Raw genomic sequence first — 12,966 nt, forward strand, 5'->3', positions numbered from 1 at the left:
CACGAAAGGAACCGACATGGACCTCAAGCACCACCACGTCGAGGTGAACGGGCTGCGGTTGCACGTGGCCGAGCAGGGTGAGGGACCGCTGGTCCTGCTGCTGCACGGATTCCCGGAGAGCTGGTACTCCTGGCGACACCAGTTCGCCCCGCTGGCGGAGGCCGGTTACCGGGTGGCCGCCCCCGACCAGCGCGGCTACGCGCGCAGCGACCGGGCCGCGAGCGTGGACGAATACTCCCTGCCACACCTGGTCGGGGACGTCACCGCGCTGATCACCGCGTTGGGCGCCGAGGACGCCGTGGTCGTGGGACACGACTGGGGCGCGCCGGTCGCGTGGACCACCGCCCTGCTCCGCCCCGACCTGGTGCGCGGCGTGGTCGGGTTGAGCGTCCCTCCGCTCCCGCCGGCGGGCATGCCATCGATCGAGTCCTCCCGTGCGATCTACGGGGACCGTTACTACCAGGCCTACTTCCAGGAGCCCGGCCGTGCCGACGCCGAACTGGCCGCGGACCCGGCCGCCACGCTGCGCCGGATACTGGTCACCGCCTCCGGTGACGGCCCCTCCCCCGAGCCCGTGCCGTGGATCGTCCCCGAGGGGGCGACCGTGGTGGAGTCCCTGCCCGAACCTTCCGAGCTGCCCGCCTGGTTGACCGCCGAGGACCTGGCGGTCTTCACCGAGGACTACTCGGCGCCCGACGCCTTCACCGGGCCGCTGAACTGGTATCGCAACATCGACCGCAACCAGGGGCTGATGGCGGCGTTCCAGGGGCTGCGGATCGAGGTGCCTGCGCTGTACATGGTGGGTGACAGGGACATGGTCACCGCCCTGAAGGGGGTGCCGGAACTGCGGGAGGCACTGCCGCACATCGTGCCGAAGCTGCGCGACGACATCACCCTGCCGGGTTGTGGCCACTGGACCCAGCAGGAGCGGCCCGAGGAAGTCGACGCGGCCCTGTTGGACTTCCTCCGCTCAATCTAAGCCCTCGCTTATATAAGCACATGTTGATATTATGCGCTTATGCACGCCTTCGACGTACTCGGGGATCCGGTCAGGCGCCGCCTGCTGGAACTGCTCGCCGACGGGGAACTCAGCTCGGGCGAGCTGACCAAGGTGGTCCGTGAGGAGTTCGGGATCAGCCAGCCCGCCGTCTCCCAGCACCTGCGGGTGTTGCGGGAGAGCGGGCTGGCGACCGTGCGAGCCGAGGGCACCCGGCGGTTGTACGCGGTCGACACCGAGGCCCTGCGCCCGGTGGACGCCTGGTTGGACCCGTTCCGACGTTTCTGGGCGCCGCGGCTGGCCGCTCTGGAGACCGAGATCGCCCGGGGCAAGCGACAGCACCGTATGGAGGGGGAAGACGATGGGTGAGTACGAGGACCTGGACGTGGACGCTCAGATCGAGGCGGTCACGCGCGGGTTGGAGACCCGTGACTGGGAGGGCCGACGAACGCTGGTGTCGGTGATCTCCCAGCGCTACGACACGACCGTCGAGGACCTGTGGGACGCCTGCACCTCGACCGAACGCCTCCCCCGCTGGTTCGCCCCGGTCGCGGGCGACCTGCGTCTGGGCGGCGCCTACCGGATCGAGGGCAACGCGAGCGGCGTCATCGAGGCCTGCGAGCCGCCCCGGTCCTTCGACGCCACGTGGGAGTTCGGGGGTGACGTCAGCTGGATCTCGGTGCGGGTCGATCCCGACAGCGAGGGCGCGCGTCTGACCCTGGAACACACCGCCGACGCCGAGAAGGTGGAGGCGTTCTGGGAACGGTTCGGACCGGGCGCGACCGGTGTGGGCTGGGACCTGGCGTTCATCGGTCTGGCCGCGCACCTGGGCACCGACATCGACTCCCCGGTGGAGGCCGACGGCTGGGAGACCACCAAGCAGGGCCGCAGGTTCATCACCGACAGCAGCGCCGCCTGGGCCGAGGCGGGGATCGCCTCGGGCACCCCTCGCGAACAGGCCGAGGCCGCCCGGGACCGCACCACCGCGTTCTTCCTGGGTGAGGCCCCCGAAGCGGAGTGAGCCGAGGGGGCGCGGACGGGGTGGCCCGCGTCCCCCGGTCCTTCGTTCTCAGCGCACGGCCTGCTCGACCAACTCGCTGATCCGCTTCTCCGCCGCCTCACTCAGTTCGGTCAACGCGAAGGCCGTCGGCCACAGACCGCTGTCGTCGTCCAGGGCGGCCTGTTCGGAGAACCCGAACGTGGAGTAGCGCTCCTTGTCCATCCGGCCGCTGCGGAAGTAGCACACGACCTTCCCCTTCCTGGCGTAGGCGGGTTGGCCGTACCAGAGTTTGGGGGCCAGGTCCGGGGCTGCTGTCGTGACGAGGGTGTGCACCCGCTCGGCCAGTTCCCGGTCCCCTTCCGGCATCGAGGCGATCTTGTCCCGCACGTCCCGCGCGTCGGCTGCGGCCTTGTCCGCGCCTCGGCCCCGGCGGGCGGCGGTCTTCTTCTCCGCGACCCGTTCCTTCAGGGCGGCGCGCTCCCATTCGGAAAGCCCCTGCTCCGCGGAGGCGTCCTTGTTCTCGCCGCTGCTCATCACTGCTCCCATGCCTCTACTCACCGTGTGGTGGTACCCACGGTAGATACCCGAGCCGAGCGGGGCTTCTCGATTCCTGACCGAGGCACGGAAGACCACTTCCAGGGGAAACGACGGGACGACCCCGCGAAGAGGACCGGGTCCTCCAACGGGGCCGTCCCGGGGAGAGTGGATTCCGGGTGAATCGTCCATATCCCGGCCCGGCTCGCCGCCGCCTACGCCATCCGGTGACTAGCCGGTGTAGGTCTCGAACTCGGCGACGCGCGGCGTGCCGTTCGAGCCGGTGATCTCGAAGTCGATCTTTCGAAGCGTCGTCGGTTCGAAGGTGATGGCACCCGCTCCACTGCCGGTGGCCAGGACGGCACCGGTGTCGTGGTCGGTGACCCTCCACGAGCCGATGTTGCCTTGGGCTCCGGCCTGCTCACGGATGTTGATCGTGGACACCGTGGTTTCGGAGCCCCACTTGACCGAGATACGACCGGTCGAGCCGCTCGGTGACCAGTAGGTGTTCATGTCGCCGTCGAGGACGTTCCCGTAGCTGGTCCCACCGGCCTTACCGGAACCGTCTGCGCCGGCCCCGATGCTGAGGTTGGTCCCGTCAGGGGGATCGGTCGGCTCCGGGTCTGTCGGCTCGGGGTCGGTCGGCTCCGGGTCGGTCGGTTCCTCCGCTTCGCAGTTGCCGTCCGAGGTCCGGTTGCCCTTGCCGGCGCCCGCGGTCTGGTTCAGCACGTCCAGCACACAGGCTGCGTCGTCGAGTTCGTAGGGGTAGGGGATGCTCACCGAGGTGTTGGACTGCGGGTCGGGCCCGGCGGGGTGGTTCTCGTCGCCCTGGCTGGACCAGGTCACGTTGTCGAAGATGTTGCCGCCGACCTCCCAGGAGCCCATCTCATCGGTGTAGAAGGTGCCCAGGACGTCCTTGGAGTCCTCGAAGTGGTTGTTCTCCACCTTCGCGCTGGCCCCGGCCCGGGAGTTGATGCCGGACTTGTGCAGGTCCACGTAGTAGTTGTTGTACATGTGCCCCGTACCGCCGCGCAGGAGTGGGGCGCGCGAGTCGATGTTCTCGTACCGGTTGTGGTGGTACGTGACGTAGCCGTTCGAGCGGTCGCTCTCGCTGGACCCGACCAATCCGCCACGGCCGGAATTACGCAGGATGCTGTAGGAGAGGGTGACGTACTGAGTGTTGTTCTTCAGGTCGAAGAGGCCGTCGTAACCCTCCGACTCCCCGCCCGACGCCTCCAGGGTGACGTGGTCCACCCAGACGTTGCGTACGCCACTCTCCATACCGATGGCGTCGCCGCCGTTGGACGTGGGAGAACCGGACTTCTTGACGTTCCGGACGGTCACGTTCTGGATGATGATGTTGCTGGACTCCCGGATGTGGATGCCCAGCTGGTCGAAAACGGCTCCGCCGCCGGTACCGATGATCGTGACGTTGCTGATCCTCTTGAGCTCGATCACGTCGTCGGCGGTGTCGCAGCTGTCGCCCGACACCTTGGAGGTGTTGCCGTGGTCGATGGTTCCCTCCACCTCGATGATGATCGGGGTGTCGGTACCGGACCGATTGCACAAGGCCTCGTGGATCTGGGTTCCCGTGGTGGCACGTACCGTCTGTCCGCCCGCTCCACCGGTGGTTCCACCGTTCTGGGTCGCGTAACCCGTGGCTTCACCGACCTGTGCCGACGCCGAGGTCATCGGCAGGGCCAGACCGGCCGCCACCGTGACCGCGGCGGCCGCGACGGCCAGCGTCGTCACGAGTCGACTCTTGATTGATCGTCTCACTGCTCACCCTTCGTAGTAGAGCATGAGCATTGACCTGCTCTACACCCGAGAGTAAAGAAAGCGCTTTCCGTGTCAAGGGGGGTTAATGCAACCGTTTGTAAGAAGTCTGAATCCCCAGGCCTCCCATCACGCCCGTGTACTGCGACTTCATGGGCATCCGACCAGATTCCGGAATCGATCACTCTGAAGCCTGCAACCGCTTGGGCTCTCTCATCGACGACGCGCCGCGACGGAGGAGGTCTCCTGGGGGCTCGGGGATCTCCCCCGGCAGGAATGACGAAACGACCCGGCGAGGCGGCCGAAGGCCGCCGAGCAAGGTCGTTCCGGAGTGGAGTGGGCGCGAAGGGACTCGAACCCCTGGCCTATTGCTTGTAAGGCAATTGCTCTAACCAACTGAGCTACGCGCCCGCTGCTTCGCGAGTGATCATACCGCTTCACGGAGCCGGATGCGCCCGGTTTATCCGTTCAGGGACCGAGCCCGCGCAAGGTACTCGGTCACGTCCCTGGCCTGCCAGGTCGGGGTGAGAACCGACCAGAGGATGGCACCCTCGGAGTCGATGAGGAAGGTACCTCGGCGGGCGACTCCTCGTTCGGAGTCGAACACCCCGTAGGCCTCGGCGGTGGCACCATGCGGCCAAAAGTCCGACAGCAGCGCGAACGGGAAGTCCTCCCGGTCCGACCAGGTGCGCAGGGCGAAGGTGGAGTCCACCGAGACCGCCAGCACGGTGACGCCGAGCTCCTCGAACTCGGCGTGGTGCTCCTTCAGGTCGGCGAGTTCGCCCGAGCAGACGCCGGAGAAGGCCAACGGGTAGAAGACCAGCAGCGCGGGTCCGCCCCACGGCAGGGTGGTGTCCTGGCCGTACTGGTCTTGAAGGGTGAACGCGGGGGCGGTGTCGCCCTCGGTGATGTGTCTCATGTTCACATTCGTTCGGGTCGGCGCGCAGGTCGGTGCCGGCGCCCGCCACTCGGCGGGCGCCCTGCCACGTCTTGGCCCGTTACCGCTTGGGGACGACCAGGCGGGTGCCCGACCACTCCTCACCGATGCTGACCGCACTGGTCTGGGACAGCCCCGAGGTGTTGGCCGCCTCGGCGACGTCGTTGGGGGACACGTGCAGTTCACGTCCCGCCTTCGGGGTCAGGACCAGGATGGTCCCGCCGTCGGCGATGGTGGTCACCGTGTCCATCAGGGCGTCGGTGAGGTCGTCTTCCTCGTCGGACCGCCACCACAGAAGTGCGGCGTCGACATCGCCGTCGTAGTCCTCGTCGACCAGCGCCTCGCCGGTGAGTTCGGCGATGGAAGCGCGCAGTCCCTCGTCGACATCGTCGTCGAAGCCGAATTCCTGCACCACCTGACCCGGCTTGAATCCGAGTCGGTCAGCCAAGCCGCGTTCGCTCTGTGCCTGGCCCGCGGTCGCGCTCACGAAAGTTCTCCTCCACAGATGGTTTTTATCAATCTCGCCTGCCGAAGCAGTCGTCATAACGATGTCGGGCTTTTCGCCGCCCGTCGCGTGGGTCCGTAACCATCGCTGATGGTCTAGTTCACACGGTAGTGCCTTCTGGCGTCAACGCGCCGGCGATCACGCCACACTTCGGGCCCCTCCGCGCCGTCTAATCGGCGTTGAGGTAGGACAGCCGGACCTTGCGGTCGGGGTTGTCCACGTTCAGGTCGACGACGGCGATGGACTGCCAGGTACCCAGTTCGAGTCTGCCCCCGACCACCGGGACGGTGGTCTGAGGAGCGACGTAAGCAGGCATGACGTGCGATCGCCCGTGTCCCTCGGTGCCGTGCTTGTGGCGCCAACGGTCGTCCGCCGGAAGCAGGTCGGCCAAGGACGCGAGCAGGTCGTCGTCGGACCCCGCGCCCAGTTCGATGATCGCCACGCCCGCCGTCGCGTGCGGGACGAAGACGTTGAGCAATCCGTCGCCCCCGGTCTCGGCGACGAAGTCTCCACACCGCCCTGTGATGTCGGTGATGCTCTCCGAGCCACCGGTGTGCAGCTCAAGGATCTGTGTCCGCATAGCGCCCACCTTCGCGCAGCCCGGGCTCGGGTGCAACCATCCGCCGTGAACCTGTGGATGACGCGACCCTCCCGTAGGGGCCATACTCGTCGTCAACGTGCACGGACATGAACGAAAGAAGGGACAAGGGTGACTGTCTCGTTACGTCTGGGACCGCAGCTGCGGCACGCGGGAACCTCCACGGCGACGGTGTGGGTGGAGACCGACGGCCCCTGTGACGTGCGGGTCCGGTTGGAGAACGGTCTGGTCTCCACCGCACGGACCTTCACGGTCCACGGTCACCACTACGCCGTGTGCGAAATCGAGGGTCTGCCCTCGGGCGCCGCCCTGTCCTACGAGGTCTTCCTCGATGAGGATCGGGTCTGGCCCGAACCCGAAAGCCCGATGCCGCCCAGCGTCGTACGCACCCTGGACGGATCGGCGCGGACCCGGTTGCTCTATGGATCGTGCCGCACCCCCACCGGCGATACCCCCGAGGGGCTGGTGCGCTACGGCCCGGACCTGTTGCGCGCCACCGCCCGGCGTCTGGCCACCGAGCCGGTGGAGGGCAACCTGGTGCTGTTGCTCATCGGGGACCAGGTGTACGCGGACGAGCTCCAGGAGCCGATGCGCGCCTACCTGCGACGGGCGCGCGAAGACGACACCGACGACGCCCCCGACGACGAGGTGGTGCGCTACGACGAGTACGCCGAGCTGTATCGGCTGGCCTGGTCGGATCCACAGGTGCGGTGGCTGTTGTCGACCGTGCCCACCCTGATGGTCTTCGACGACCACGACATCCGCGACGACTGGAACACCTCCGCGGCCTGGCGTCGATCCATGGACGAGCGACCGTGGTGGCGGACTCGGGTGACGAGCGGGCTGGGCGCCTACTGGGTGTATCAGCACGTGGGTAATCTCTCCCCGGAGGCCAGGGCCAAGGACCCCCTGTTGGCCGAGTTGAGGGACCACGCCGAGCGCGAGGAGGACGCCGCCGACGCGATCGACTCCTTCGCCTGGCGCGCGCACGCCGAACCCTCCTCCTATCGGTGGAGCCACCGGCACGACATCGGCGACGTACGGGTGTTGGTGACCGACACCCGTTGTGGCCGCGCGCTGGGTGAGGGCGACCCCTCGGACGGCTCCCGGTCGATCCTCGGCCCGCAGGGCCACGCCTGGTTGGACGAGAACCTCACCGGCGGCCCGGAACACGTCGTGGTGGCCTCCACCGTGCCCGTGCTCCTACCACCCGCCGTGCACCATCTGGAGGCCTGGAACGAGGCCGTGTGCGGCGGCGCGTGGGGGTCGGCCATGCGAGGGCCGGCGGAGAAGCTGCGTCAGGCCCTGGACCTGGAGCACTGGGGCGCCTTCCAGTACTCCTTCCACCGGTTGGCCGAGGCGGTGCTGGAGGTGGCCCGCGGGGAGCGCGGCCCGGCCCCGGCCACGGTGCTCCTGCTCAGCGGGGACGTGCACTTCTCCTACCTGGCGCGGGCGCACGCCCGTTCGGGGAGGACGACCTCCCGGGTGACCCAGTTGGTCTCCTCCGCCCTGTGCAACCAGTTGCCGGTCAACTTCCGCCGGGCGGCCGCCCTGTCGGCGAGCGCGCCCTTCCACCTGGCCGGCGTGGTCATGAGCGGGCTGTCCGGGGTCCGGCGTGGTCCGCTGCGGTGGCGGTTGGCCGAGAAGCCCTACTTCGGCAACACCATCGGCGAGGTGGACTTCGACGGCCGTGAGGCGTGGGCGCGTTGGTACGACTGCCCGCGGGGCGGTGACACCGCTCTGCCCGAGGTCCGTCGTTCGGTGGAGTTGTGACCGGGGCCGAACACACGTGTGGTGGTGCCCCGGGACCGGGACACCACCACAGGCGACATCAGGGCTTGTGCGAGGGCGGGCGGCGGCCGGCGTGACCACGGCGGCGGTTGCGCACGCTCAGGCCGAGGGCACCGCCCTGGTCCAGGATCTGCCGGGCGGCCCGGCCCACCGTGGCACCCGGGCCCGAGGAGGACGCCGTCACGTCGTTCTCGGTCGATTCGGCCGGGGTGTCGTCCCCGTCCTTCTTCGCCCGTTCGTCGGCGGTCTCGTCCTCGGCGGACTCGTCCCGGCCCCGCTCCAGGTGCGGGATGAGGGCCGTGGGCTCGTTGTCCGCGTCCTCCTCCGGAAGCGCCCGCAGCTTGCGCGTGCGCTGTAGCGTGCCGGCCTCGGGCTTGGCCTTGTCGTCCTCGACGACGGGCGTGGTCGGCTCGGTCGGGTTGGCCCGCTCGGTCGCCACGGCGTTCTTCCAGGCCTTGTCCTGCTCCTGGTCCTGGATCTTCTGCTGGGCCAGGCGACGGGCGCGTTCGGTGCGCCAGGCGCGGAAGGAACGGGCCAGGGGTGTGGCGATGGGCCAGGTCACCTTGGCCGGACGCGACAGGGCGTGCCACAGGTAGGCGGTGGTGCCCCAGGCCTCCATGGCACGACGCGCCCGCGTGATGGTGAAGAAGGTGGGCATGGCCAGCAATAGCTGCGGCCAGGCCAGGGCCAGCGCGGCGAACAGCGGGTACATGCCACCGCCGATGATCGCCGCGCACGCGCCGATGACCATCGGGGTCAGCGCCAGGGCCAGCCTGAGCTGGGTGAACTGACGGAACCGGTGCAGGGACCGCCGCGCCGAGACCGGCGGAGCCAGTCCCTCCGGCAACGGTGTGGGCTGCACGACGGCGGCCAGCAACAGCGAGGCCACGCCCACGCTCGCGGCCAGGAGGATCGTCCACCCGGCGGCGGAGAAGGTACCTCCCACCACGAGGTAGACCAGCCCCAGGAGAGGGAGCGGAGCCGGGACCCAGAACAGGACCCGTCTGCGAAGCTCGCCTTCTTGTGTCGGCTGCAGAACGAAATCGATCACCGGGCGTAGTACCCGAAACCTCTTCCTCGGTCGCTCGACCACTGCGTTGGACCCCCCAAGAACGTCGTGACGGAGCGGTGCGGGGAACCTCGCCCGAGGGTTTTCATCGCCTCTTGGTTCGACCCACAACCTGCCCGTATCAAATCTATCTCTTTCGCGTGGTCCCCGGGCGCACACGGTCAGTAACAGACATACCCGACGCTGGTGAAACTTCCATAAGAGGAACGATTTGCCAGGCAACGATCAGGTTACGCCGGATCTCCACCGCTGTCTCGGCCTTGGCTGATTCCGGTCGTAGGAGGCGTCAGGGTCGGGTTTCGGACAACCTTCCGAGGGCCACCGCCACACGCAGGACGAAGGAGCCTCGACCGTCCGATGGAATGTGTCCGGTGAGTTCGGCGATGCGGCTGAGGCGGTAGCGCACCGTGTTCGGGTGTACGAAGAGCATGCGCGCGGTGGCCTCCAGTGAGGACGCGTGCTCCAGGTATACCGAGAGCGTGTCCAACAGTGGGGAACCGGCTCCCTGCAAGGGCAGGTACACCTCCTCCACCAACTGGCGGCGCGCTTCGGTGTCTCCTTCGAGGGCGCGTTCGGGCAGCAGGTCGTCGGAGAGCACCGGCCGGGGCGCGTCGGGCCAGGCCACCGCCGCGCGCAGCCCCTGGACGGCGGCGCGCACCGACGTTCCGGCCGAGCGTAGATCGGGGACGGCGGGACCGACCACCACCGGGCCGGGGCCGAAGAGCCCGGCCAGGGGTTCGGCGCCCGCGGCGGGCAGGTCCTCTGGCGGGTAGCGATCGCCCACGCCCACGACGACGACCACGCGGCTCCCCTGCAGCCCGGCGAGCACGTCATGGCCCAGCCGTCGAGCGGCGGCCCGCAGGTCGTCCATGGCCTTGCCACCGTCCCGGTCACCCAGGTCGCCGACGATCGCGATCACCGGGGTGTGCGACCAGCCCAGGGCCGAACCCCAGGTCTGCAGTCCGTCCTCGCGGTCCCCGTGCAGCAGGGCATCGACGATGAGCGCCTCCAGGCGCGCGTCCCAGGCACCTCGGGCCTCGGCCGCTCGGGCGTAGACCTTCGCGGAGCTGAACGCGACCTCCCGCGTGTAACGCAGGATCGCCTCGCGTAGTTGTTGTGCGCCGCCGGGGGCCGCCAGGTCGTCGACCTCGCCCTCCACCACCTCGATGACCACCCGGATCATGTCGACGGTCTGTTGGAGGGAGACCGAACGGGTGAGCTCGCGCGGGGCCGTGCCGAAGACCTCCACGGTGATGGCGGGGCGACCTCGTCGCGGGTTGCGGAACCAGTCCACGAAGGCGGCCACCCCGGACTGGGCGACCAGCCCGATCCAGGATCGGTCCTGGGCGGACATCCTTCGGAACCAGGCGAGCCGTTCCTCCATGCGGGCCACGGCGGCGGTGCCCAGGGATCCCATGGAGCGCTCCAGGCGGCGCACGGTCTCCGTACGGATCTCGTCCGGTTCTACGACGGCCGGAGTGTCCGCGCCGTCCTCTGGGTGGTCCTCGGGTTGCCCGACTTCGGTGTTCACACTCTTAGGTTCGCATCCCGCACCGACCTGTTCGCGGCCTCACCCCCGTGTCGGCGGTCACCCCTTCGGCGGGAGTCGGCCGGTGCGGCACTCGGAGAGTGCGCGTACGGTCGGAGAACAGTGACCTCTTCCACCGGTTCCGGGTTCTCGCGAACCTCCCCGACCCGGTTTTGTGGATCCCCTACAAACGAGTTCGAGCGAACTTCGTGTCCCTCCCCATCCAACTGGCGATCTCCTACAGGGCAAGGTTGATGTCGTGCTTGTAATCGTTGCTCCCGGCCAAGGCGCCCAGGTCCCCGGTTTCCTCTCCCCGTGGCTCGAACTTCCCGGCATGGCCGAGACGTTCGCCTCGTGGTCGGAGGTGGCCGGGCTCGACCTCGTGCGCTACGGCACCACCGCGGACGCGGACGAGATCCGTGACACCGCCGTGGCCCAGCCCCTCCTGGTCGCCGCGGGGCTGGCCACCGCCAACGCCATGCTGGGCCGGTTGTCGGTCCCCGAGGCGCCGCTGCCCGCCGACCCGTCCTACGTGGACGCCGTCGCCGGTCACAGTGTCGGCGAGTTCACCGCCGCCGCGATCGCCGGCGTGCTCTCGCCCAAGGAGGCGCTGACGCTGGTGGCCGCACGCGGTCGCGGTATGGCCGACGCCGCCGCCCGCACCGAGACCGGTATGACCGCGGTCCTGGGCGGTGTCCGCGAGGACGTCCTGGCCGCGATCGAGGACGCGGGGCTGACCCCCGCCAACGACAACGGTTCCGGGCAGATCGTGGCCGCGGGCACCACCGAGCAGTTGGCCGCCTTCGCGGAGAACCCGCCCCAGCGCGCCCGCACGCGTGCGCTGTCGGTCGCGGGAGCCTTCCACACCGAGCACATGGCCCCGGCCGTGGAGCGGGTCCGTGAGGCCGCCGCCAGGACGAGTCCGTCCGACCCCACCGTGCGTCTGCTCTCCAACGCCGACGGCGCCGTGGTCGAGAGCGGCTCGGAGTACCTGGACCGTCTTGTGTCGCAGATCTCCTCCCCGGTCCGCTGGGACGCCTGCACGCAGACCCTCGCCGACCTCGGCGTGACCGCCCTCATCGAGCTCACCCCCGCCGGTACCCTCACCGGGCTGGCCAAGCGTGCCCTGCGCGGTATCGAGCTCCTCGCGGTGAAGACCCCCGACGACCTCGATCGCGCCGGCACCCTCATCAAGGAGCACGCGGGCGTTTCCGCGGACTCCAAGCAGGAAGGCTGATCATGTTCAACGTCCCGAGCACGCCCGGTGGCGCCGCGATCCGCTCCTTCGGCGAGTTCCAGCCCTCCAACGTGGTCACCAACGCCGACCTGGCGGAACGCGTCGAGACCAGCGACGAGTGGATCCAGAGCCGGGTGGGGATCCGGGAGCGACGGGTCGCCGGCCCCGAGGACACCGTCCTGAGCATGGCCGTGGCCGCCGGTGGAAAGGCCCTGGCCTCCAGCGGCCTGTCCCCCGAGGACATCGACCTGGTGATCGTGGCGACCTGCACGGTGCAGGACCAGATCCCCAACACCGCGGCGAGCGTCGCCGCCCGGCTCGGCGTCGTGGCCCCGGGCGCGTTCGACGTCAACGCCGCCTGCGCGGGCTTTTGCTACGCGATCGGGTTGGCCTCGGACAGCGTCAGGGCCGGCAGCTCCCGCAACGTGCTGGTGATCGGTTCGGAGAAGCTCAGCGACTGGGTGGACTGGGACGACCGTTCCACCTGCGTGATCTTCGCCGACGGTGCCGGTGCGGCGGTGGTCTCGGCCTCTGAGGAGCACGGCATCGGCCCCGTGGTGTGGGGTTCCTCCGGCGAGCGCGCCGACAAGATCTTCCTGCGTGAGGGCAAGTACCTCTACCAGGAGGGGCAGGCCGTCTTCCGGTGGACCACCACCGAGTTGTACAAGGTCGCCCTGGAGGCGTTGGAGCGGGCGGGCGTGGAGCCCTCCGAACTGACCGCCTTCGTCCCCCATCAGGCCAACCTGCGGATCGTCGAGTCGATCGCACGCAAACTGGGAGCTCCCCAGGCACGCGTGGCACACGATATCGTCACCGCCGGCAACACCTCCTCCGCGTCGATCCCACTCGCGCTCTCGCGCATGGTCGGCAGGGGGGAACTGCCGTCGGGGAGCATCGTGCTCACCCTCGGTTTCGGAGCGGGTCTGGTCTACGCCGCTCAGGTGATCCGTATCCCCTGAGGGAACGGACCCACCTTTGCGTACGCGGGGCCGTT

13 protein-coding genes and 1 tRNA gene are annotated in these 12,966 nt (G+C 68.9%); 6 read left to right on the forward strand and 8 right to left on the reverse strand.

What is annotated here, in order from left to right; translation table 11 throughout:
* The first annotated feature begins 16 nt into the window (after positions 1 to 16).
* The 3 genes from ACWGKS_RS25005 to ACWGKS_RS25015 are packed head-to-tail and all read left to right on the forward strand — an operon-like array spanning position 17 to position 2,018.
* A complete protein-coding gene (locus ACWGKS_RS25005) occupies positions 17 to 979 on the forward strand; it encodes an alpha/beta fold hydrolase (protein ID WP_358513196.1) in 963 nt (320 codons plus the stop codon).
* A gap of 39 nt (positions 980 to 1,018) precedes the next feature.
* Entirely contained in the window at positions 1,019 to 1,366 is a 348-nt protein-coding gene (locus ACWGKS_RS25010) for an ArsR/SmtB family transcription factor (RefSeq protein ID WP_358513194.1), read from the forward strand.
* Positions 1,359 to 2,018: an SRPBCC family protein gene (locus ACWGKS_RS25015; protein WP_358513192.1), complete on the forward strand. Its 660-nt coding sequence runs from the start codon at positions 1,359 to 1,361 to the stop codon at positions 2,016 to 2,018. Before ACWGKS_RS25010 ends, ACWGKS_RS25015 begins: the two co-directional genes overlap by 8 nt.
* A gap of 48 nt (positions 2,019 to 2,066) precedes the next feature.
* Here the strand turns inward: ACWGKS_RS25015 and ACWGKS_RS25020 are convergent, their stop codons facing one another.
* The 6 genes from ACWGKS_RS25020 to ACWGKS_RS25045 form a co-directional block, all read right to left on the reverse strand.
* A complete protein-coding gene (locus tag ACWGKS_RS25020) occupies positions 2,067 to 2,531 on the reverse strand; it encodes an iron chaperone (RefSeq protein ID WP_358513190.1) in 465 nt (154 codons plus the stop codon).
* 231 nt (positions 2,532 to 2,762) lie between these two features.
* Positions 2,763 to 4,283 carry a pectate lyase family protein gene (locus ACWGKS_RS25025; protein ID WP_452456047.1) on the reverse strand — a complete coding sequence of 507 codons (1,521 nt, stop codon included), beginning with the start codon at positions 4,281 to 4,283 and terminating at the stop codon, positions 2,763 to 2,765.
* A gap of 361 nt (positions 4,284 to 4,644) precedes the next feature.
* Positions 4,645 to 4,718 (reverse strand) — tRNA-Val (locus tag ACWGKS_RS25030).
* A 49-nt stretch (positions 4,719 to 4,767) separates the two neighbouring features.
* On the reverse strand, positions 4,768 to 5,226 hold the full coding sequence (locus ACWGKS_RS25035) for a peroxiredoxin (protein ID WP_452524229.1): 459 nt from the start codon (positions 5,224 to 5,226) through the stop codon (positions 4,768 to 4,770).
* Positions 5,227 to 5,305: 79 nt separating this feature from the next.
* Positions 5,306 to 5,731 (reverse strand): DUF3052 domain-containing protein, encoded by a 426-nt coding sequence (locus ACWGKS_RS25040; RefSeq protein ID WP_304070790.1) that lies wholly within the window; start codon positions 5,729 to 5,731, stop codon positions 5,306 to 5,308.
* A gap of 187 nt (positions 5,732 to 5,918) precedes the next feature.
* A complete protein-coding gene (locus ACWGKS_RS25045) occupies positions 5,919 to 6,329 on the reverse strand; it encodes a secondary thiamine-phosphate synthase enzyme YjbQ (RefSeq protein WP_358513186.1) in 411 nt (136 codons plus the stop codon).
* A 129-nt stretch (positions 6,330 to 6,458) separates the two neighbouring features.
* Here ACWGKS_RS25045 and ACWGKS_RS25050 point away from each other — a divergent pair, with 129 nt between their 5' ends.
* Complete coding sequence (locus ACWGKS_RS25050) at positions 6,459 to 8,120, forward strand: alkaline phosphatase D family protein (protein WP_358513184.1); 1,662 nt, start codon at positions 6,459 to 6,461, stop codon at positions 8,118 to 8,120.
* A 58-nt stretch (positions 8,121 to 8,178) separates the two neighbouring features.
* On the opposite strand, the gene ACWGKS_RS25055 is transcribed toward ACWGKS_RS25050, so the two are convergent.
* Both ACWGKS_RS25055 and ACWGKS_RS25060 read right to left on the reverse strand, forming a co-directional pair.
* On the reverse strand, positions 8,179 to 9,189 hold the full coding sequence (locus ACWGKS_RS25055) for a hypothetical protein (RefSeq protein ID WP_358513182.1): 1,011 nt from the start codon (positions 9,187 to 9,189) through the stop codon (positions 8,179 to 8,181).
* Between the two features lie 304 nt (positions 9,190 to 9,493).
* Positions 9,494 to 10,738: a PucR family transcriptional regulator gene (locus ACWGKS_RS25060; RefSeq protein ID WP_358513180.1), complete on the reverse strand. Its 1,245-nt coding sequence runs from the start codon at positions 10,736 to 10,738 to the stop codon at positions 9,494 to 9,496.
* Positions 10,739 to 11,069: 331 nt separating this feature from the next.
* Between ACWGKS_RS25060 and ACWGKS_RS25065 the strand changes: the two genes are divergently transcribed.
* Positions 11,070 to 11,972: an ACP S-malonyltransferase gene (locus tag ACWGKS_RS25065; RefSeq protein WP_452456080.1), complete on the forward strand. Its 903-nt coding sequence runs from the start codon at positions 11,070 to 11,072 to the stop codon at positions 11,970 to 11,972.
* A gap of 2 nt (positions 11,973 to 11,974) precedes the next feature.
* Complete coding sequence (locus ACWGKS_RS25070) at positions 11,975 to 12,931, forward strand: beta-ketoacyl-ACP synthase III (RefSeq protein WP_358513176.1); 957 nt, start codon at positions 11,975 to 11,977, stop codon at positions 12,929 to 12,931.
* The last annotated feature ends 35 nt before the right edge of the window (positions 12,932 to 12,966 follow it).

This window comes from Nocardiopsis sp. NPDC055879, from assembly GCF_053615935.1.

What these genes read in the sequence shown, in the direction of transcription:
- ACWGKS_RS25005 (WP_358513196.1), top strand. Translation starts at nt 17, where the DNA reads ATGGACCTCAAGCACCACCACGTCGAGGTGAACGGGCTGCGGTTGCAC.
- ACWGKS_RS25010 (WP_358513194.1), top strand. Translation starts at nt 1,019, where the DNA reads ATGCACGCCTTCGACGTACTCGGGGATCCGGTCAGGCGCCGCCTGCTG.
- ACWGKS_RS25015 (WP_358513192.1), top strand. Translation starts at nt 1,359, where the DNA reads ATGGGTGAGTACGAGGACCTGGACGTGGACGCTCAGATCGAGGCGGTC.
- ACWGKS_RS25020 (WP_358513190.1), bottom strand. Translation starts at nt 2,531, where the DNA reads ATGAGCAGCGGCGAGAACAAGGACGCCTCCGCGGAGCAGGGGCTTTCC.
- ACWGKS_RS25035 (WP_452524229.1), bottom strand. Translation starts at nt 5,226, where the DNA reads ATGAGACACATCACCGAGGGCGACACCGCCCCCGCGTTCACCCTTCAA.
- ACWGKS_RS25045 (WP_358513186.1), bottom strand. Translation starts at nt 6,329, where the DNA reads ATGCGGACACAGATCCTTGAGCTGCACACCGGTGGCTCGGAGAGCATC.
- ACWGKS_RS25065 (WP_452456080.1), top strand. Translation starts at nt 11,070, where the DNA reads ATGGCCGAGACGTTCGCCTCGTGGTCGGAGGTGGCCGGGCTCGACCTC.
- ACWGKS_RS25070 (WP_358513176.1), top strand. Translation starts at nt 11,975, where the DNA reads ATGTTCAACGTCCCGAGCACGCCCGGTGGCGCCGCGATCCGCTCCTTC.